The sequence below is a fragment of the Pseudomonas sp. 3MA1 genome (assembly GCF_029237275.1).
Classification (GTDB): Bacteria; Pseudomonadota; Gammaproteobacteria; order Pseudomonadales; family Pseudomonadaceae; genus Aquipseudomonas; species Aquipseudomonas fluorescens_AP.
The window spans coordinates 49,550-68,274 of sequence record NZ_JAACFX010000013.1 but is presented as its reverse complement, the minus strand read 5'-3'; the positions used below and the strand labels follow the sequence as shown (position 1 = coordinate 68,274).

17 protein-coding genes are annotated in these 18,725 nt (G+C 65.7%); 10 read left to right on the top strand and 7 right to left on the bottom strand.

Features of this window, described 5'->3' with window-relative positions:
• Positions 1-100: 100 nt before the first annotated feature.
• A complete protein-coding gene (gene acnB, locus GWQ44_RS26720) occupies positions 101-2,701 on the bottom strand; it encodes a bifunctional aconitate hydratase 2/2-methylisocitrate dehydratase (RefSeq protein WP_275928714.1) in 2,601 nt (866 codons plus the stop codon).
• A gap of 409 nt (positions 2,702-3,110) precedes the next feature.
• On the opposite strand from acnB, the gene GWQ44_RS26715 reads away from it, so the two are divergent.
• Complete coding sequence (locus tag GWQ44_RS26715) at positions 3,111-3,578, top strand: DUF1289 domain-containing protein (RefSeq protein ID WP_016965898.1); 468 nt, start codon at positions 3,111-3,113, stop codon at positions 3,576-3,578.
• A gap of 216 nt (positions 3,579-3,794) precedes the next feature.
• Here the strand turns inward: GWQ44_RS26715 and GWQ44_RS26710 are convergent, their stop codons facing one another.
• On the bottom strand, positions 3,795-4,658 hold the full coding sequence (locus tag GWQ44_RS26710) for a universal stress protein (protein WP_016965897.1): 864 nt from the start codon (positions 4,656-4,658) through the stop codon (positions 3,795-3,797).
• A 225-nt stretch (positions 4,659-4,883) separates the two neighbouring features.
• Between GWQ44_RS26710 and miaE the strand changes: the two genes are divergently transcribed.
• The 3 genes from miaE to GWQ44_RS26695 all read left to right on the top strand — a co-directional run bounded on the left by miaE (position 4,884) and on the right by GWQ44_RS26695 (position 7,661).
• A complete protein-coding gene (gene miaE / locus GWQ44_RS26705) occupies positions 4,884-5,489 on the top strand; it encodes a tRNA isopentenyl-2-thiomethyl-A-37 hydroxylase MiaE (RefSeq protein WP_253129327.1) in 606 nt (201 codons plus the stop codon).
• A 171-nt stretch (positions 5,490-5,660) separates the two neighbouring features.
• Positions 5,661-6,371, top strand: coding sequence for a winged helix-turn-helix domain-containing protein (locus GWQ44_RS26700; protein ID WP_047303991.1), 711 nt, complete (start codon positions 5,661-5,663; stop codon positions 6,369-6,371).
• On the top strand, positions 6,372-7,661 hold the full coding sequence (locus tag GWQ44_RS26695; RefSeq protein WP_047303993.1) for an ATP-binding protein: 1,290 nt from the start codon (positions 6,372-6,374) through the stop codon (positions 7,659-7,661).
• Positions 7,662-7,737: 76 nt separating this feature from the next.
• On the opposite strand, the gene GWQ44_RS26690 is transcribed toward GWQ44_RS26695, so the two are convergent.
• From GWQ44_RS26690 to GWQ44_RS26675, 4 genes are all read right to left on the bottom strand, one after another.
• The gene (locus GWQ44_RS26690) at positions 7,738-8,538 is read right to left on the bottom strand and encodes a MipA/OmpV family protein (protein WP_275928665.1); all 801 of its coding nucleotides are present in this window, start codon (positions 8,536-8,538) and stop codon (positions 7,738-7,740) included.
• A gap of 6 nt (positions 8,539-8,544) precedes the next feature.
• The gene (locus GWQ44_RS26685; RefSeq protein ID WP_275928664.1) at positions 8,545-10,368 is read right to left on the bottom strand and encodes a serine hydrolase domain-containing protein; all 1,824 of its coding nucleotides are present in this window, start codon (positions 10,366-10,368) and stop codon (positions 8,545-8,547) included.
• Positions 10,369-10,505: 137 nt separating this feature from the next.
• Positions 10,506-11,072: a GNAT family N-acetyltransferase gene (locus GWQ44_RS26680; RefSeq protein ID WP_047303997.1), complete on the bottom strand. Its 567-nt coding sequence runs from the start codon at positions 11,070-11,072 to the stop codon at positions 10,506-10,508.
• 128 nt (positions 11,073-11,200) lie between these two features.
• Positions 11,201-12,124: a LysR family transcriptional regulator gene (locus GWQ44_RS26675; RefSeq protein WP_275928663.1), complete on the bottom strand. Its 924-nt coding sequence runs from the start codon at positions 12,122-12,124 to the stop codon at positions 11,201-11,203.
• Positions 12,125-12,269: 145 nt separating this feature from the next.
• Between GWQ44_RS26675 and GWQ44_RS26670 the strand changes: the two genes are divergently transcribed.
• The 6 genes from GWQ44_RS26670 (at position 12,270) to GWQ44_RS26645 (ending at position 18,304) form a co-directional block, all read left to right on the top strand.
• A complete protein-coding gene (locus tag GWQ44_RS26670) occupies positions 12,270-13,097 on the top strand; it encodes a MaoC family dehydratase N-terminal domain-containing protein (RefSeq protein ID WP_275928662.1) in 828 nt (275 codons plus the stop codon).
• A 34-nt stretch (positions 13,098-13,131) separates the two neighbouring features.
• Positions 13,132-14,295, top strand: coding sequence for an acyl-CoA dehydrogenase family protein (locus tag GWQ44_RS26665; protein WP_199011003.1), 1,164 nt, complete (start codon positions 13,132-13,134; stop codon positions 14,293-14,295).
• Between the two features lie 10 nt (positions 14,296-14,305).
• A complete protein-coding gene (locus GWQ44_RS26660; protein WP_275928661.1) occupies positions 14,306-15,655 on the top strand; it encodes an MmgE/PrpD family protein in 1,350 nt (449 codons plus the stop codon).
• A 32-nt stretch (positions 15,656-15,687) separates the two neighbouring features.
• Positions 15,688-16,893, top strand: coding sequence for a CaiB/BaiF CoA-transferase family protein (locus GWQ44_RS26655; protein WP_275928660.1), 1,206 nt, complete (start codon positions 15,688-15,690; stop codon positions 16,891-16,893).
• Between the two features lie 111 nt (positions 16,894-17,004).
• Positions 17,005-17,817, top strand: a complete 813-nt coding sequence (locus GWQ44_RS26650) for a CoA ester lyase (RefSeq protein WP_275928659.1) — start codon at positions 17,005-17,007, stop codon at positions 17,815-17,817.
• Positions 17,818-17,872: 55 nt separating this feature from the next.
• A complete protein-coding gene (locus tag GWQ44_RS26645; RefSeq protein WP_047304009.1) occupies positions 17,873-18,304 on the top strand; it encodes an HD domain-containing protein in 432 nt (143 codons plus the stop codon).
• Between the two features lie 47 nt (positions 18,305-18,351).
• Here GWQ44_RS26645 and GWQ44_RS26640 read toward each other — a convergent pair whose 3' ends face one another.
• Entirely contained in the window at positions 18,352-18,681 is a 330-nt protein-coding gene (locus tag GWQ44_RS26640) for a hypothetical protein (RefSeq protein WP_016967481.1), read from the bottom strand.
• Between the last annotated feature and the right edge of the window lie 44 nt (positions 18,682-18,725).

Below are 18,725 nucleotides of genomic sequence, written 5' to 3'. Positions count from 1 at the left end.
AGGGCGAACTAGCGGGCAGGGCGGCCACCCAAGGCAGCAGGCATAAAAAAACGCCGCGTATCGTGGAATACGCGGCGTTCTTTTTTACAACGCTAGAGCCTTAGGCTTGCACCACCGGGATCTTGGCGTTGGCCGCCGCTTCACGGAACTCGGCGATCTGGTCGAAGCTCAGGTAGCGGTACACGTCCGCGGCCATGCTGTCGATCTTGCCGGCGTATTCCATGTACTCCTCGACGGTCGGCAGGCGACCCAGGATCGAAGCCACCGACGCCAGCTCGGCCGAAGCCAGGTAGACGTTGGCGCCATCGCCCAGACGGTTCGGGAAGTTACGGGTCGAAGTCGACACCACGGTCGAGTTCGGTTCTACACGTGCCTGGTTACCCATGCACAGCGAGCAGCCCGGCATTTCCATGCGCGCGCCGGCCTTGCCGTAGATGCCGTAGTAGCCTTCTTCGGTCAGCTGGTGAGCGTCCATCTTGGTCGGCGGCGACAGCCACAGACGGGTTGGCAGCTGGCCCTTGACCTGATCCAGCAGCTTACCGGCGGCGCGGAAGTGACCGATGTTGGTCATGCAGGAACCGATGAACACTTCGTCGATCTTCTGGCCAGCGACGCTGGACAGCAGGCGAGCGTCGTCCGGGTCGTTCGGCGCGCAGAGCACAGGCTCCTTGACGTCGGCCAGGTCGATCTCGATGACTTCGGCGTACTCGGCGTCCTTGTCGGCTTCCAGCAGCTCAGGGTTGGCCAGCCAGGCTTCCATCGCTTGGGCGCGACGCTCCAGGGTCCGGGCATCGCCGTAGCCTTCGCCGATCATCCAGCGCAGCAGGGTGATGTTGGACTTCAGGTACTCGGCGATCGACTCTTTGGACAGCTTGATGGTGCAACCGGCAGCCGAACGCTCGGCCGAGGCGTCGGACAGTTCGAAGGCTTGCTCGACGGTCAGGGTTTCCAGGCCTTCGATCTCCAGGATGCGGCCGGAGAAGGCGTTCTTCTTGCCTTTCTTCTCGACGGTCAGCAGGCCTTTCTGGATCGCGTAGTAAGGGATGGCGTGGACCAGGTCACGCAGGGTGACGCCAGGCTGCAGCTTGCCCTTGAAGCGAACCAGGATCGATTCCGGCATGTCCAGAGGCATCACGCCAGTGGCGGCGGCGAAGGCCACCAGGCCGGAACCGGCCGGGAACGAGATGCCGATCGGGAAACGGGTGTGGGAGTCGCCACCGGTGCCGACGGTGTCCGGCAGCAGCATGCGGTTCAGCCAGCTGTGGATGATGCCGTCGCCCGGACGCAGGGACACGCCGCCACGGGTCATGATGAAGTCAGGCAGGGTGTGGTGCGTGGTGACGTCGATCGGCTTCGGATAGGCCGCGGTGTGGCAGAACGACTGCATCACCAGATCGGTGGAGAAGCCCAGGCAAGCCAGGTCTTTCAGTTCGTCACGGGTCATGGGACCGGTGGTGTCCTGGGAGCCGACGGTGGTCATCTTCGGTTCGCAGTAGGTGCCTGGACGCACGCCAGTCACGCCGCACGCCTTGCCGACCATCTTCTGCGCCAGGGTGAAACCCTTGGTGCTTTCAGCGGGAGCTTCAGGCTTCTTGAACAGATCGGATGGCGGCAGGCCCAGTTCGGCGCGGGCCTTCTCGGTCAGGCCACGGCCGATGATCAGCGGGATACGGCCGCCGGCACGGACTTCGTCGAGCAGCACCGGGGTCTTCATTTCGAAGGTGGCCAGGACTTCGTCGCTGTTGTGCTTGGTGACTTTGCCAGCGTGCGGGTACAGGTCGATCACGTCGCCCATGTTCATCTTCGACACGTCGAATTCGATCGGCAGGGCGCCGGCGTCTTCCATGGTGTTGTAGAAGATTGGAGCGATCTTGCTGCCGAAGCAGAAGCCGCCGGCACGCTTGTTCGGCACGTAAGGAACGTCGTCGCCGAAGAACCACAGCACCGAGTTGGTCGCCGACTTACGGGACGAACCGGTGCCGACCACGTCGCCGACGTAGGCGATCGGGAAGCCGTCGTTGCGCATCTGCTCGATCTGTTTCATCGGGCCGATGGAGCCTTGCACGTCCGGTACGATGCCGTCACGGGCCATTTTCAGCATGGCCAGGGCGTGCAGCGGGATGTCCGGGCGGGACCAGGCGTCAGGGGCAGGGGAGAGGTCGTCGGTGTTGGTTTCGCCGGTGACCTTGAACACCCGCAGGCTGATCTTGTCGGCCAGTACCGGGCGGTTCTTGAACCACTCGCCGTCGGCCCAGGATTGCAGCACGGCTTGGGCGTGAACGTTGCCGTTCTTGGCTTTTTCCGCGACATCGTGGAAAGCGTCGAACATCAACAGGGTGTGCTTGAGTTGAGCGGCGGCCACTGGCGCCAGTTCGGCGTCGTCCAGCAGGTCCACCAGGGTGACGATGTTGTAGCCGCCCTGCATGGTGCCCAGCAGTTCAACGGCGCGTTTCTTGTCGATCAGAGGGGAGGAGGCTTCGCCTTTGGCCAGCGCGGAGAGGAAACCGGCCTTGACGTAGGCGGCTTCGTCGACTCCTGGTGGAACGCGGTTGGTGATCAGGTCAACGAGGAAAGCTTCTTCGCCAGCCGGGGGATTCTTCAGCAGCTCGACCAGGCCTGCAGTTTGTTCGGCGTTAAGCGGCTGGGGAACGATACCCAGTGCTGCGCGCTCTTCGATATGTTTGCGGTAGGCTTCAAGCACAGTTATTACCCTCATCAGTGGTCCCAAATGGGTGTCCGGGACGCTCATCCCGAAATTGCCGTACTCATGCGCTGCGTGGCGTTGTGCGCCACTTAGCCAGAATTACCGACAATTCCTTACAGAAGCTGCTTTCAAAGTTTTACGCCTGCAGAACGGGGAGCTGATGAGGGTTGGCGCTGGATTTTTCCCCGCTGGAAAAATCCCTCGCCAACACCGCTCTGAAGGAACGACTGTGCTCGTGACGCTTTGAAAACAGCTTCAAACGGACATTGGCGCCTAAAAAGGCTGGCTGATTCTACGGCAAAAAAAGTCTCAACGTAAGTTGCTGTATTGAAGTTTGAGGGGTGATCAATCTTAGACAAAGGGCTAACATTGCCGACTGTTTTGCCTTTGCGTGCGTTGTTTCTCTATGCCCAATCAGACCATCAAGACCCCCTGCGTCGGCCTCTGCTCCACTGTCTACGGCGATCTGGTGTGCCGTGGCTGCAAGCGCTTCCATCACGAAGTGATCAACTGGAACGGTTACAACGAGGAGCAAAAGCGCGCGGTCTGGCTGCGTCTTGAGCAACTGCTGGTGCAGGTGATGGCGGCCAAGCTGGAAGTCTTCGATCCGGCGCGCCTGCGCGGGCAGCTGGAGCAGCGCAAGATCCGTTTCGTGCCGCACCAGTCCGAATACTGCTGGGCCTACCAACTGATTGCCCGGGGCGCGCGGGTGATCAACCAGTTGGACGCCTACGGCATGGTGCTGTTGCCGGAGTTCCGCGACTGGGGCCTGCCGGAGTTGCGCGACGCCATCGATCGGGAATTCTTCCTCCTGTCAGAAGCCCATTACCAGCGCTACATCGCCCCCGGTTTCCTCAAGGACGCCCTGGGCTGAGTGCTTCACCGGCCAGCCGGCGCCAACACCAAGGGTTCCCACGCAAATACCGCTGTAGGAGCTGACTTGTCAGCGAAGGCGGCCGTCAGGGCGGTGCAAGGCTCAAGGGCCTCTTCGCCGGCCGGCTGCTACGAGGGGAGGTTGATGCGCTGGCTGGCCAGCGAAAGCGCCGTCATGGACGGCGCAGGTTGCGCGATGGGGTTGCCGAACAGGGGCTCAGGCCTTGGCCGCCAGTTCTTCCAGGTGGTCCATGATGTCCGCCGGCTTGAGCACCAGCACGTCGCTGTCCAGGGAGTCGAGCACCACCTCGGCGGTGTTGCCGATCAAGGCCCCCGACAGCCCGGTGCGGGCCACGGTGCCGATGATGGTCAGCACGGCCCCCAGTTTGTGGGCCATGTGGGGAATCAGCACATCCGCCGGACCTTCCTCGATATGCAGGTGGGCGTCGTCGATCTCGAACTCGGCCTGGAACGCCTTGCACGCTTCGCGATAGCGCTGCTCGATGGTTTCCTTCAATTGGAACACCGGATCGGCGGCCGAGAGCATCGGTGACGGGTGGGCGCTGATCACGTGCAGCTGGGCCTTGGCCAGGCTGGCGATGTCGAAGCCATGGTCGACGATGCTGGCATGCAGGGTGCGGTGCTCGCCGTCCATGTTGCCGACGTCGATGGCCGCCATGACCACGCCGCCGGCCCAGGGCGTGGCGGTCTTGACCAGCAGCACCGGGGTCGGGCAGTAGCGCAGCAGCTTCCAGTCCGCCGGGGTCAGCAGGACCTTCTTCAGCGGGTTTTCATGGGCGTGCTGCTTGATCACCAGGCCGCAGCCTTCGGCCTGCTGCACGTCGATGATGGTTTCATGCAGGCTCTCGTTCCACGCCTGCTCGGTGGTGACGCTGTAGCCTTCGCTGGTCAGGCTGCTCTTGAGCACGCTGAGCAGCGCCGAATGCTCGTGCTTCCTGTCGCAGACCAGCAGGTGCAGATGGGCCTGGGTGACCCCGGCAATCAGCTTGGCGCGCTTGAGGGCGAGACTTTCGCCCGGCGTGGGATCGATGACCACCAGGATACTGCGGATGCTTTGCATGATCGGGATCTCCAGGAAAGGGATGAACGGCTAGCGTGCACAACTATAGTTGCTGGCGCCCGGGGCGGACGTTGATGCATATCAATCGCGGCCGCTGGTGGTCTGCGGCGTGGCCGGTATAATCGCCAGCCTTTCGCTGTGAAGCCTTAATTGTCTCGTGAGCCTCATGTTATCGATCACTGATACTGCCGCCATTGCCATGGCGGATTGCTCGGAAATGCACCGATGAACTTTCCTGAAATTCATGACTTTCTCGGCTGCCGGACTCCCGACGCCTGGGTCCAGGCGGCCCTGGCCGACCAGGAAACCCTGCTGATCGACCACAAGAACTGCGAGTTCAAGGCCGCCAGCACCGCCCTGAGCCTGATCGCCAAGTACCACTCCCATGTCGACCTGATCAACATGATGTCGCGCCTGGCCCGGGAAGAGCTGGTGCACCACGAACAGGTCATGCGCCTGATGAAACGACGCAAGGTCGAGCTGCGCCAATTGCACGCCGGGCGCTATGCCTCGGGCCTGCGCAAGGTGGTGCGCAGTCACGAGCCGGTGAAGCTGGTGGACACCCTGGTGGTCGGCGCCTTTATCGAAGCCCGCAGTTGCGAGCGCTTCGAAGCCCTGGTGCCGCACCTGGACGAAGAGCTGGGCAAGTTCTACTTCGGCCTGCTCAAAAGCGAGGCCCGGCACTACCAGGGCTACCTCAAGCTGGCCTATCAATATGGCGACGCCCGGGACATCGCCCAGGTGATCGACAAGGTGCGGGCCGCCGAGCAGGCACTGATCGAGTCCCCGGACCCGGAGTTCCGCTTCCACAGCGGCGTGCCGGCCTGGTGAGGCGCTGCCCTTGTGTAAAAGCAGGGGCAAATTGTTAAAAACTCTTAAAAGAATGAAACTTTGCGCAAAACCGCGACAACACGCCGGTTTTGCCGCGACCTTAGCCTTTTTTTAACCTTGGCCCCTCTATACTGCGCGCACTCAAAACTGTGTGTTCGCGAACGGATTGCTATGGATAACCTGGGTCTTGGCAAGGTCCTGCTGGTGGAAGATGACGAGAAGCTCGCGGGGCTGATTGCCAACTTCCTGTCCCAGCACGGCTTTGAAGTGCTGACGGTGCACCGGGGCGATGTGGCCCTGGCGGCGTTTCTCGAATTCAAACCGAAACTGGTGGTGCTCGACCTGATGTTGCCGGGTCAGAGCGGCCTGCACGTGTGCCGGGAAATCCGCGCCGTGGCCGACACCCCGATCGTCATCCTCACCGCCAAGGAAGACGATCTGGACCACATCCTCGGCCTGGAATCCGGCGCCGACGATTACGTGATCAAACCCATCAAGCCGGCGGTGCTGCTGGCGCGCCTGCGGGCCCTGCAACGGCGCCAGGTGCCGGAGTCCAGCGCCTCGCGCGGCGCCCTGGAGTTCGGCGTGCTGAGCATCGACCGCAGCAGCCGCGAGGTACGTCTGTCCGGCGAGCCGATCGAACTGACCACCATGGAGTTCGAGCTGCTCTGGCTGCTGGCCAGCGCGGCGGGCAAGACCCTGTCCCGAGATGACATCCTCAACCGCATGCGCGGCATCGAGTTCGACGGCCTCAACCGCAGCGTCGACGTCTACATCAGCAAATTGCGCGGCAAGCTCAAGGACAACCCGCGCGAGCCGGTGTGCATCAAGACCGTGTGGGGCAAGGGCTACCTGTTCAATCCGTTCGCCTGGGAGATCTGAATGCTGCGGCTGTTTCTGGGGCTCTACCTGTTCCTGGCCCTCGGCTTTGCCGGGGCCATGACCGCGGTGCAACACATCTTCCTCAACTACCTGGCGGTGGACCTGATCGAGGCCTACAACCGCGATGCGGTGCGCGGGCCGGCCTACAGCCTCAGCAAGCAGCTGCGGCCCTTTGACGAGGCCGGGCGCCAGCATCAGTTGGAGTTGCTCAAGCCCCATTACGGGCTGGGGCTCAAGCTGGTGCAGGCTGGCGACCTGGACCTCAACGAGCGCGAGCGGGCGCTGCTGAGCGCCAAGCAACTGGTGGTCCGGGATGATTTCAACCAATTCATTTCCAGCATCGACGGCGGCTCCCAGCTGTTGAGCATCAAGCTGCCGGAAGACCCGCCGCTGACCCTGCTCTACAACATCGCCGCCTATGCCTTGCTCGGTGCGCTGCTGGCCATCGTCCTGTACTTCTGGGTGCGTCCGCACTGGCGCGACCTGGAGCGCCTGCGCCTGGCCGCCGAACGCTTTGGCGGCAATGACCTGAGCACCCGTCTGCACCTGTCGCGGCGTTCGAACATCCGCGACCTGGCCCAGCACTTCAACCGCATGGCGGCGCGCATCGAAGGCCTGATCGCCAATCAGCGCGAGTTGACCAACGCCGTGTCCCACGAGTTGCGCACGCCCATTGCCCGGCTGTCCTTCGAACTGGACCAGTTGCAGCAACAGCCCGACCCGGAGGAAAACCGCGAACTGATCGCCGACATGTACGCCGACCTTGGCGAACTGGAGGAAATGGTTTCCGAGCTGCTGACCTACGCCAGCCTGGAACACGGCGCGGCCAGCATCAGTCGCGAAGACATCCAGGCCCAGAACTGGCTCGACAGCGTGGTCGGCAGCGTGGCCCTGGAAGCTGAGGCGGCGGGGGTGCAGTTGCTGATCCGCTGCTGCCAGGTGGACCACGTGCGCATCGAGCCGCGCTTCATGGCCCGGGCGGTGATCAACCTGCTGCGCAACGCCATCCGCTATGCCGAGCGGCGGGTGGAAGTGTCCCTGGTGCGCCTGGAGCACGGCTACGAAGTGCGGGTCAACGATGACGGTCCCGGAGTGCCGGTGGACGGGCGGGAGAAAATCTTCGAACCGTTTTCCCGCCTCGATGCCAGTCGTGACCGGCGCACCGGCGGTTTCGGCCTGGGCCTGGCGCTGGTGCGGCGCGTGTCGCAATGGCACGGCGGCAAGGTCGAAGTACTGGATTCGGAGTGGGGCGGCGCCTCGTTCCGCATGACCTGGGCGCATGTGGATTGAAGGCAGCTGCAAGCGGCAAGCTACAAGCGGCAAGCCAAACGCCACCGCTTGCAGCTTGAAGCTTGCCGCTTGAAGCTCAAAAGCTGTATTCGATCTGCGTGCCCAGCACCGTCTGCAGGCGCCGGTCGACGATCGGACTGTTGCCGGCTTCCTTGCTCAGGTACTGCAGCGACAGCTGGGTCGAGAGCTTGGTCTGCTCGTTGAGCGGCAGGTTCCAGGTCAGGTCGCCACCGCTGCTCACCAGGCCGCCTTTGGCGCGGTAGGCGCTGAAGCGGCTGTTGGCCGCCTGGGTGTTGCTCACGCCATACCAGGTCTGCATGTAGTCGGCGTTGCCGTACAGGCTGTTGAGGCTGGCGTCGAGGCTGCCCAGGCGGCCCTCGTACAGGGTGCTGGCGATGCTCAGCTGCAGCAGGCTGTAGGCCGAGCCGGTGTCGCGATCGTTATTTTTCTTCTGCGCGTGGGTCAGGGTGGCCCCCAGTTCGAACGGCCCCAGGTCGTAGCCCAGGTGCGCGCCGAACTGCGCCCGGGACTTGATTTCACCCATGCCCTTGAGGCGCTTGGAGCCCTGGCCCAGGTGGTTCTTGTCGCGTCGCTCGTCGCTGGCGCCGACCCAGGTGCTGAAGGACAGGCCGTCCCATTCGTTGCCCCAGCCCAGACCCTGGTCGGTATTGAGAAAGAAGCCGTAGGGGCTGACGATCTCGCCGCCGAGAATCGGCGCCACGGTGCGTTCGTCACTGCCGCTGTAGCGCGGCACGCTGGCAGCACCGCCGCGCACGCTGAACTTCCAGTCCTCGGCGTGCAAGGCCGGGGACGCCCCGAGCAAGCCCAGGGCGCTGGCCAGGAGGGTGACGGTGGAGGTGCGTTTCAGGGTTTTCATACGGCTTTAGAACCTCAGGTAGTGGCGGGTGTAGGTACGTTTGAATGAGTAGCCCAGGACGCTGATGCCATTGATCTGGCGGCGTACCGTATCGCCCAGGCCCGGCCCCTGGCCGGCAATCACGGCGTGGGCGTTGTCGATCGGGGCCAGGATGTAATCGGTGGGTGCGTGGCCCTGTTGCAGGCTGCGGATCATCAGGAAACCGTCTTCCAGGGTGATGCTGATGTCGCTGACGGCAGCGTTGGCCGAGTCCTCGTTGAGGGCCTGGTAAGTGCCCACCGTGGTCAGCCAGTTGTCGGGCAGGGGCAGCGGATCGACGCGCTCGCCCATGGCCAGCAGCTGGCCGTGGCGCCGGGCGGTGAACACCCGACGCCCCTGGACGTTCATCAGGTCCAACTGCACCCGTCCGAGGTCACCCAGGTCCTGCTGCCACAGGCCGAGGAACTTCTTCTGCGCCCGCAGCCAGCCTTGTTCGTCGCGCAGCAGTTCGAAACGCTTGCCGGCCAGTTCGCCGAACAGGCGCTGGTCCTGATCGCGAATGCGCAATACGCCCCAGGTGGTGGCATAGAAACCCGCCAGGTGCTGGCGGTCGGCGGCTTGCGGAACCCGACGCCGCCCGCCGACCCGTTCCTGGGGCTGGGCGCTGTCGCGCTTTTGCCTCGCGGGGGCACCGTGGGCCTGCAGCAGCATGCGCAGCACCTTGGGCACCAGCGGCTTGGCCACGGCCTCGCCGGAGCCTGAATTGCTCATCACGATCACCGCCAGCTGCTGCTCCGGCAGCACACTGACCCGGGCCTGGAAGTCACTGCCCACAGCGCTGTGCTGCCAGGTACGGATCCCCGGACTGACCCATTCCTCGCCACAGGGCGAGAGGTACCAGCCCAGGCCCACCTGACAATCGAAATCCAGTGGGTTGCCGGTGTTTTGCGCCCGGCCCATTTCATTGATTGAGGCCGGGGACAGCACCTGGCGGTCCTTGTAGTAGCCCTGGGCGAACAGCATCCGCACAAAGCGGCTCAGGTCCCGCGGGCTGCTCCACAGGCCGGTGGCGGACAGGTCGCGCAGCGGTTCGTCGGCGCTGCCGACCCCGTCGGCATAGCCCCGGGCGCGGTAGGGCTGGGCCAGGCGGGTGCCGAGGAAGCTCGACTGGCTCATGCCCAGCGGGCGCAGCAGGCTTTTCTGCAACTGGCGCTCGAAGTCCAGGCCGCTGCTGCGCTCGATCGCCGCGCCCAGCAGGGCGTAGCCCAGGTTGGAGTAGGCGGTCTGGGTGCCGGGGCAATGGTTCAGCCAGACCCCGCTGACCTTGCCCGGCAGCTCGCCCAGGGGCTGGCGGGTGTAACGGTCGCGCAGATAGTCGGTGGGCAGGCCGGCCTGGTGGCTGAGCAGACGGCGCAGGGTCACCGCCTGGTCAGCGGCGTTCTGGTCCTGGTGAAAGCGCGAGCGGACGTAGAATTCCCGCAGGCTGTCTTGCAGGGGCGCGTCCAGTTGCAGGCGTCCCTGTTCCACCAGTTGCATGACGGCGGTGGCGGTCAGCAACTGCGACAGGGCCCCGGCCCGAAACGCGGTGTTCTCGGTCACCTGCAGGCCGCGGGCCTGGTCGGCAAAACCGAAACCCCGGGCCCAGATCAGCTCCTGGCCGTCCACCAGGGCGATGGACAGCCCCGGCACCCGATGCTCGGCCATTTCCCGGGGGATGTACTGCTTGAGGTAACCGATGATGCTGGCGTAGTCACCGCGGCCGATAGTCGGCGGCGCGGGGGGCTGGCCATGACAGCCCAGGCTGCCCAGGAGCACGCCGAGCAGAGGCAGGTGAAGAAGTTTGGAAGACATACAGCAACCGACCGGACATTCGATGGGCGGATGCTAGGCAAGGGGGCTTGGGCAGTCTTTGGCAGCTTTGTCGGGAAACTGTCAAAGAGTGTTAAGGGGCGCGCCGCGCCTCGGTCCGAGGCGCGGCGCGCGGCAGCTTACAGCTCCAGGCTGTGGATCACCTGGGTGGCATCGTCGGGGTCGATGGCGCTGCGCATGCCCAGCTGTTTGGCCAGCCGGCGCATGCTGTAGTTGCCGGCGGAGTCCACCGAATACAGCTGCTGGAAGCCATTGGTACGGGCTTCGTCGATCAGGTGCTGCATCAGCAGCGCGCCGAGGCCCTTGCCTTGCCATTGATCGGCGATGGTCACGGCGAATTCGCAGCGCCAGGGCTGGTCGTCGACTTGGGCGTAGCGACTGATGCCGACTTCCCGTAGTTCGCCGTTGTCGTGGACCAGGGCCACGTAGGCCACCCGTTGCGGGGTGCCGACGTCCATCAGTTGATCCAGCAGTTGATCGCCGACTTCCTTGACCTCACCGAGAAAACGCTGGTGCCGGGTGACCGGGGAGAGGTTTTCGATAAAGGCCTTTTCCCGATCCCGGTCCTGGGGGCGCAGCGGGCGGATCAGCACGTGGCTGCCGTCGTTCAGGGCGTCGATCCAGTATTGGCCTTGCTGCGCCGGGAATGGCGGGTGGGGGAGGATATCGAGAGCAGTGCTGGACATGGTCAAGTCTCCGGAGAGCCAAAGGGCGGGCTGTGCGAACAGCCCTGATTGGCCTCAGGTTGACTGCCCCGGCGCTCGCGGCTCTTGATCGGTATCAATGTCTTTGCTTGCGCCTCTGGCCTTGTCGATCATCGGTCATGCCGGCTGCCGATGGTGGGTGCCGGGCTGGCCTGCGGCATCAGGGTGTTGATCAGGGCGCGGAGGGTGCCCGGCAGGGCTTCGAGTTCACGGACGATGATGCTGCGCTCGCGCAGCGCCCAGCTTTCGTCGAGCTTCACCGTCACCAGTCGCATGGTGCGGCTGTGCCGCAGCGCCGCCGACTCGGGAATGATGCCGATGCCGACCCCGGCTTCGACCATGCGGCAGATGGCCTCGAAGCTCGACACCTGGATGCGCAGCGACAGTGGCTTGCCCAGGCGCTCCACGTGCTCCCGCAGGAAGCTCAGCAAGGTGCTGCCCTCATGCAGGCCGATGTGCTGGTAGGCCAGGGTCTGTTCCAGGGTCACCGAGGCCTGGCTGGCCAGGGGGTGGTCCACCGGCACCATCAGCACCAGATGGTCGGTACTGAAGTGCAGCACCTGCAGGCCGGCGGCCTCCACCGGGCCGGCGATGATGCCCATGTCGCTGGTGCCGTCCAGCACGCCGCGGACGATGTCCCGGGACAGGCGCTCCTGCAGGTCCACCGTGACCCCCGGGCGCGCCGAGAGAAACCCGGCCAGTACCTCCGGCAGAAACTCGGTGACCGCCGTGGTGTTGGCGAAGATGCGGATATGCCCGGAGGAATCCCCGCCGTACTGGGTGAATTCGCTCTTCAGGAAATCCACCTGGCGCATGATCAGCCGCGCGTGCTGCAGCAGCCGTTCGCCGGCGGGGGTGACTTCCACGCCGCGGCTGTCGCGGTACAGCAGGCGGGTTTCGAGCTGGCCTTCCAGGGCCTTGATCCGCGCGCTGGCGGCCGCTGGCGAGAGAAAGGCGCGGCGCGCGCCCTGGGTCAGGCTGGGGGATTCGGCGATATGGATGAACAGGCGCAGGTCCGCCAGATCGAAATGCATGTCCGGGCTCCCGAAGGTGGGGAAGAGAGTGCTGAGCGGCGTTCAGCATAAACGAACGCCGGTTTATAGAAATGCAAATTCTCCATACGCGCCACACCCTTGCATGATGGCCGCCATCACCTTCGTGCCACAGGACCTTGCCTCTATGAGTGTCACCGACCCCAGTGCCTGGATCGGCCGCAGCCAGCGGATCGACGACCACCTCAGCGCCAACCTGCTGACCCGCATCGCCGCCACCTTCGGCCTGCCCACCCCAGCCCCGGACGAAGCGCTGCCGCCGCTGTGGCACTGGTGCTTTTTCCAGCAGCCGCAGCCGGCGGCGGCCCTGGGCGGCGACGGCCATCCGGCGCGGGGCGGTTTCCTGCCACCGGCGGCCAACCGCAACCGCATGTGGGCCGGAGGCCGCCTGGCGTTTCACCGGCCGCTGCGCGCCGGCGCCGAGGCCAGTTGCGTCAGCAGCATCCTCCAGGTCGAGGAAAAAGCCGGGCGCACCGGCCAGTTGCTGTTCGTCACCCTGTGCCACGAATACTTTCAGGACGGCCAACTGGCGTTGCGCGAAGAACAGGACATCGTCTACCGCGAACCGTCCCCGCCGAAAATGAGCAGTGGCGAGCTGCTGCCCGAGGGCGACTGGCGCGAGTCGCTGGAGCCGACGCCGACCCTGCTGTTTCGCTACAGCGCGGTGACCTTCAACGGCCATCGCATCCATTACGACTATCCCTACGTCACCGCCACCGAGGGCTACCCGGGGCTGGTGGTGCACGGCCCGCTGATCGCCACCCTGAGCCTGGGGGCCTTCTGCCGGGCCCATCCCGAGGCGCGCCTGCGCCATTTCGCCTACCGCGGCCTGCGGCCCTTGATTGCCCCGCAGCCTTTCGAGGTCGGCGGGCGCATCAGCGCCCCTGGCCACGCCGAACTGTGGGCCGGCGACGGCGCCGGGCTGGCCCAGCGCGGCGAAGTGCAGTTCGACTGAATTCCAACAATAAGCCAAGGCGGAGTGCCGATTGATGACCCCCCATGACACTGAACAACTCAATGCCATCCGTGAGGGCGTGCGTGCCCTGTGCGCCGAGTTCGACGCCGCCTACTGGCGCGGCATCGATGAGCGCAAGGGCTTCCCAGAAGCCTTCGTCAAGGCCCTGACCGAGGCCGGCTGGCTGGCGGCGATGATCCCAGCCGAGTACGGCGGCTCCGGCCTGGGGCTGGCCGAAGCCTCGGTGATCCTCGAAGAGGTGAACCGCTGCGGCGGCAACTCCGGCACCGTGCACGGGCAGATGTACAACATGTTCACCCTGCTGCGCCACGGCAGCCCGGCGCAGAAGCGCTACTACCTGCCCAAGCTCGCCAGCGGCGAATTGCGCCTGCAATCGATGGGCGTCACCGAGCCCACCACCGGCACCGACACCACCAAGATCAAGACCACCGCGATCCGCCGCGGCGACCAGTACGTGATCAACGGGCAGAAGGTGTGGATCTCGCGCATTCAGCATTCCGACCTGATGATCCTGCTGGCTCGCACCACGCCCTTGGCCGAGGTGCGCAAGAAGTCCGAAGGCATGTCGATCTTCCTGGTGGACCTGCGCCAGGCCATCGGCAACGGCCTGACCGTGCAGCCCATTGCCAACATGGTCAACCACGAGACCAACGAGCTGTTCTTCGACAACCTGGAGCTGCCCGCCGACAGCCTGATCGGCGAGGAGGGCAAGGGCTTCAAGTACATCCTCGACGGCCTCAATGCCGAGCGCACGCTGATCGCCGCCGAATGCATCGGCGATGGCCGCTGGTTCATAGAGAAGGCCAGCGCCTATGCCCGCGACCGGGTGGTGTTCGGCCGGCCCATCGGCCAGAACCAGGGCGTGCAGTTCCCGATTGCCGAGGCCCATATCGAGATCGAGGCCGCCGACCTGATGCGCTGGCGCGCCTGTGAGGAATACGACAGCGGGCGCAACGCCGGGGCCAGCGCCAACATGGCCAAGTACCTGGCGGCCAAGGCTTCCTGGGAAGCGGCCAACGCCTGCCTGCAGACCCACGGCGGCTTCGGCTTTGCCTGCGAGTACGACGTCGAGCGCAAATTCCGCGAGACCCGGCTGTACCAGGTGGCGCCGATCTCCACCAACCTGATCCTGTCCTACGTCGCCGAGCATTTGCTGGAGCTGCCCCGCAGTTTCTAAGGAGCCGCGAATGAGCCATACCCACGATCTGGCCGGGTTCCTCGCCGGCTTGCGCTACGCCGACCTGCCGGAAAGCGTCCTGCTGCGCACCCAAGAGCTGTTCCTCGACTGGCTGGGCTCGGCCCTGGCGGCCCAGGGCGCGCACCCGATCCCGTTGTTCGAGGCCTATGCCCGGCACATGGGCCCGGCCAGCGGCCCGGCGCGCATCCTGGTCAACGGGGCCGGCAGCTCGGCGTATTTCGCCGCCCTGGTCAACGCCGCCTCGTCGCACCTGGTGGAGCAGGACGATTTGCACAACAGTTCCGTGCTGCACCCGGCCACCGTGGTGTTCCCGGCGGCGCTGGCGGCGGCCCAGGACCTGGGCAAGTCCGGCCGCGAGCTGCTGCTGGCGGCGGTGGCCGGTTATGAGGCGGGGATCCGCATCGGCGAATTCATGGGCCGTTCCCACTACCGGATCTTCCACACCACGGCCACCGTCGGCACCCTGGCCGCCGCGGTGGCGGTGGGCAAGCTGATGGAGTTCGACAGCGAACAGTTCATCAACCTGCTGGGCAGCGCCGGGACCCAGGCCGCCGGGCTCTGGGAATTCTTGCGCGACGCCGCCGATTCCAAGCAACTGCACACCGCCAAGGCCGCCGCCGATGGCCTGCTGGCCGCCTACCTGACCCGGGACGGCCTGAGCGGCGCGCGCAATATCCTCGAAGGCGAGCAGGGCATGGCCGCCGGCATGTCCCGGGATGCCGAACCCGAGCGCCTGAGCCAGGGCCTGGGCCGCCGCTGGGCGCTGCTGGAAACCTCGTTCAAGTTCCACGCCTCGTGCCGCCACACCCATCCCGCCGCCGATGCCTTGCTTGAAGTGATGCAGCGCGAAGGCCTGGAACACCAGCAGATCGCCCGGGTCGTGACCCGGGTGCACCAGGGCGCCATCGACGTGCTGGGCCGGGTCCAGGTGCCGCAGACCGTGCACCAGGCCAAATTCTCCATGGGCACCGTGCTCGGCCTGATCGCCGTGCACGGCAAGGCCGGCTTGCCGGAGTTCCAGCGCCATGGGCTGAGCGACCCGCGGGTCGCGGCGTTTCGCGACAAGGTCTACATGCAGCTGGACCCGCAAGTCGATGCGGCCTATCCAACGCGCTGGCTGGGCCGGGTCGAGGTGCAGTGCGTGGATGGCCGCACCCTGCACGGCGCCATCGACCAGCCCAAGGGCGACCCGGGCAATGGCCTGTCTCGGGCCGAGCTGGAAGACAAGTTCCAGCGCCTGCTGCTGTTCTCCGGTGCCCGCACCCCGCAGCAGGGTGATGCCTTGATCCGCCGGGTCTGGGCCCTGCGTGAAGCCGACGACCTCCATTCACTGCTCTGAATGCCCGACATCGAACAGGGCGAGGACCGAACATGACTGACAACACAGCACAGCCACGGCCCCTGGACGGCATCACGGTGGTCAGCCTGGAACACGCGATTGCCGCGCCGTTCTGCACCCGCCAGCTGGCGGACCTGGGGGCCCGGGTGATCAAGGTCGAGCGCCCCGGCAGCGGCGATTTCGCCCGCGGCTACGACCAGCGGGTCAAGGGCCTGGCCTCGCACTTCGTGTGGACCAACCGCTCCAAGGAAAGCCTGACCCTGGACCTCAAGCAGCCGGAAGCCGAAGGCCTGCTGGAGAGCCTGCTGGCCGGTGCCGATGTGTTGGTGCAGAACCTCGCCCCGGGCGCGGCGGCGCGCATGGGGCTGTCCTTCGAGGCGCTGCATGAGCGCTTTCCACGGCTGATCGTCTGCGATATTTCCGGCTACGGCGAGGGAGGCCCCTATGAGCGGAAAAAGGCCTACGACCTGCTGATCCAGAGCGAAGGCGGCTTTCTCTCGGTGACCGGTGGCGCCGAACCCGAGCAGATGGCCAAAGCCGGTTGTTCGATCGCCGACATCGCCGCCGGCATGTACGCCTACAGCGGCATTCTTTCGGCGCTGTTGCTGCGCGGGCGCACCGGGCTGGGCAGCCACCTGGACATCAGCATGCTGGAAAGCCTGGTGGAGTGGATGGGCTACCCGATGTACTACGCCTTCGCCGGTGCCGAGCCGCCGCCGCGAGCCGGGGCGGCGCACTCCACCATCTACCCCTACGGGCCGTTTCCGGTGGGCGATGGCGGCACGGTGATGCTCGGCCTGCAGAACGAGCGGGAATGGGCGGCGTTCTGCGACCAGGTGCTGGAGCGGCCCGAGTTGGCCACGGACCAGCGCTTTGGCGCCAACTTCAAGCGCTCGGCCAACCGCGAGGCGCTGCGCCAGATCATCGTCGAGCACTTTGCCCGGCTCAGCGTGGCCCAGGTCAGCGAGCGGCTGGAGCAGGCGCAGATCGCCAACGCCCGGGTCAACGACATGCACGGCGTGTGGCAGCACCCGCAACTGGCGGCCCGCGATGCCTGGCGCCAAGTGGACAGCCCGGCGGGCAGCTTGCCGGCACTGCGGCCGCCGGCGCGCAACAACGCCTTTGCCCCGCGCATGGACGCAGTTCCGGCGCTGGGCCAGCACAGCGCGGCGATCCTTGCGGAACTGGGCCTGAGCCCGCACGCCATCCAGCAACTGCAGACCCGCGGCGTCATCTGAACCCGGTAGCCGCTGCCGCAGGCTGCGCCGGGGCGCGCAGCGGCCCCCGCGATCGAGCTGACACCGGGAAATCCACAGCCTGCAACCGCCATCTCCAACAAGGAACACAGCATGTCCGATTCCATTGTCCGCACCGCGCTGTTCGTCCCCGGCAGCCGTCCCGAACGTTTCGCCAAGGCCCTGGTCAGCGGCGCCGATGCGGTGATCGTCGATTTCGAGGACGCCGTCGAAGAGCCCCTCAAGGTCCAGGCCCGCGAACACCTGGGGCGCTTTCTGCTGGCGCAGCCCGCTGCCCGGGTCTGGGTCCGGGTCAATGCGCCGGAGCACCCGCAACACGCGGCCGACCTGGCGTTCTGTCAGGCCCGGGCCGGGGTCGCCGGAGTGCTCCTGCCAAAAGTCGAAAATGCGGCCCAGGTGGCGCGGGTGGCGGCTTGCGGCCGGCCGGTGTGGCCAATCATCGAGAGCGCCCGAGGCCTGCTGGCCCTGGCCGAAATTGCCACGGCGCCCGGGGTCCAGCGCCTGTCCTTCGGCGGCCTGGACCTGGCCCTGGACCTCAACCTCAGCAGCGGCTCGGCGGCGGCGCAGTTCGCCCTGGATCAGGCGCGGCTGGCGCTGATCGTGCATTCCCGGGCGGCGGGGCTACAGGCACCGCTGGATGGCGTGTTCCCGGCGATTGCCGACAGCCCGGGCCTGGCGGCCTCGATCCGCCACGCCTACGCCATGGGCTTTACCGGCGCCCTGTGCATCCACCCGGCCCAGGTGCCGGTGATTCATCAGGCGCTGGCGCCCAGCCCCGAGGAACTGGCCTGGGCCCGGCGGGTGGTGGAGGGCGGGCGCGCTGGCGCCGGGGCGTACCAGGTTGACGGGCAGATGGTCGATGCCCCGGTGCTGCAACGGGCCCAGCGGATGCTGGCCCTGGCCTGAACCGGCCGGGTTAGTATGGCCCCCGGCATTGTTGCCAAGACCCGGAGCCACACCCATGAGTACCCTGGAACGCGCCATTGCCATTGCTGCCCGGGCCCATGCCGGGCAGGTCGACAAGGGCGGTGCGCCCTACATCCTGCATCCGCTGCGGGTCATGCTGCGCGTGTCCGAGCCCCGGGAACGGCTGGTGGCGGTGCTCCACGACGTCATCGAAGACAGCCCGGTGACCCTGGAGCAACTGCGCGGCGAAGGTTTCACTGAAGAGGTGCTGCAGGCCCTGGCGGCGCTGACCAAGGTCGAAGGCGAGGACTATCCGGGGTTTATCCGCCGCGTTGCACAGAATCCTTTGGCGCGTCGGGTGAAGCGCGCGGATCTGGCGGAAAACAGTGACCTGTCACGCATCCCCGCACCGAGCGAGGAAGACCGGCGGCGCCTGGAGAAGTACCGCCAGGCCATCGAGTACCTCGACAGCCTGGACCGGCCCTGAGTCGCTAGCATTGGGCCGCTAGCACCGGGCCAGCGGCGCCCGGGCGCTCAGCTGTTGTAGCTGGAAAGGGCCACTGCGGCGTTGCGCGCCGGCGGCTTGCTGCCCCGGGTGCGCCAGTGTTCGATCAGCGCGCGGCCATGGGCCAGGCCGGCCTGCAGCGCGGCTTCGGTGCTGGTGTAGTCGTTGCCGTAGGGCGGGCAGGCAAAGTGCACGGAAAAGCAGGGGTGCTGGCCATGACCGGTGAGGCGCCCGACGTAGCTGAAGCTGGGACCGGACTGGTGGGCATACAGGCTCGGTGAGCTGGGCTCGCGGATGATCATCACGTAAATGTCATGGTCGAATTGGGTGTCTTGGTACCAACTGCTTGAAGACTCCATGGTCCACCTCCTTGTCCGTAAAGCGACGCGGTTGTGCTGCGTCA

Excerpts from the sequence above, each read along its gene's own strand:
- GWQ44_RS26645 (WP_047304009.1), top strand. The coding sequence starts at position 17,873 with ATGAGTACCCTGGAACGCGCCATTGCCATTGCTGCCCGGGCCCATGCC.
- GWQ44_RS26670 (WP_275928662.1), top strand. The coding sequence starts at position 12,270 with ATGAGTGTCACCGACCCCAGTGCCTGGATCGGCCGCAGCCAGCGGATC.
- miaE (WP_253129327.1), top strand. The coding sequence starts at position 4,884 with ATGAACTTTCCTGAAATTCATGACTTTCTCGGCTGCCGGACTCCCGAC.
- GWQ44_RS26680 (WP_047303997.1), bottom strand. The coding sequence starts at position 11,072 with ATGTCCAGCACTGCTCTCGATATCCTCCCCCACCCGCCATTCCCGGCG.
- GWQ44_RS26690 (WP_275928665.1), bottom strand. The coding sequence starts at position 8,538 with ATGAAAACCCTGAAACGCACCTCCACCGTCACCCTCCTGGCCAGCGCC.
- GWQ44_RS26685 (WP_275928664.1), bottom strand. The coding sequence starts at position 10,368 with ATGTCTTCCAAACTTCTTCACCTGCCTCTGCTCGGCGTGCTCCTGGGC.
- GWQ44_RS26675 (WP_275928663.1), bottom strand. The coding sequence starts at position 12,124 with ATGCATTTCGATCTGGCGGACCTGCGCCTGTTCATCCATATCGCCGAA.
- GWQ44_RS26700 (WP_047303991.1), top strand. The coding sequence starts at position 5,661 with ATGGATAACCTGGGTCTTGGCAAGGTCCTGCTGGTGGAAGATGACGAG.
- GWQ44_RS26710 (WP_016965897.1), bottom strand. The coding sequence starts at position 4,658 with ATGCAAAGCATCCGCAGTATCCTGGTGGTCATCGATCCCACGCCGGGC.
- GWQ44_RS26695 (WP_047303993.1), top strand. The coding sequence starts at position 6,372 with ATGCTGCGGCTGTTTCTGGGGCTCTACCTGTTCCTGGCCCTCGGCTTT.
- GWQ44_RS26665 (WP_199011003.1), top strand. The coding sequence starts at position 13,132 with ATGACCCCCCATGACACTGAACAACTCAATGCCATCCGTGAGGGCGTG.
- GWQ44_RS26640 (WP_016967481.1), bottom strand. The coding sequence starts at position 18,681 with ATGGAGTCTTCAAGCAGTTGGTACCAAGACACCCAATTCGACCATGAC.
- GWQ44_RS26655 (WP_275928660.1), top strand. The coding sequence starts at position 15,688 with ATGACTGACAACACAGCACAGCCACGGCCCCTGGACGGCATCACGGTG.
- GWQ44_RS26715 (WP_016965898.1), top strand. The coding sequence starts at position 3,111 with ATGCCCAATCAGACCATCAAGACCCCCTGCGTCGGCCTCTGCTCCACT.
- GWQ44_RS26650 (WP_275928659.1), top strand. The coding sequence starts at position 17,005 with ATGTCCGATTCCATTGTCCGCACCGCGCTGTTCGTCCCCGGCAGCCGT.
- GWQ44_RS26660 (WP_275928661.1), top strand. The coding sequence starts at position 14,306 with ATGAGCCATACCCACGATCTGGCCGGGTTCCTCGCCGGCTTGCGCTAC.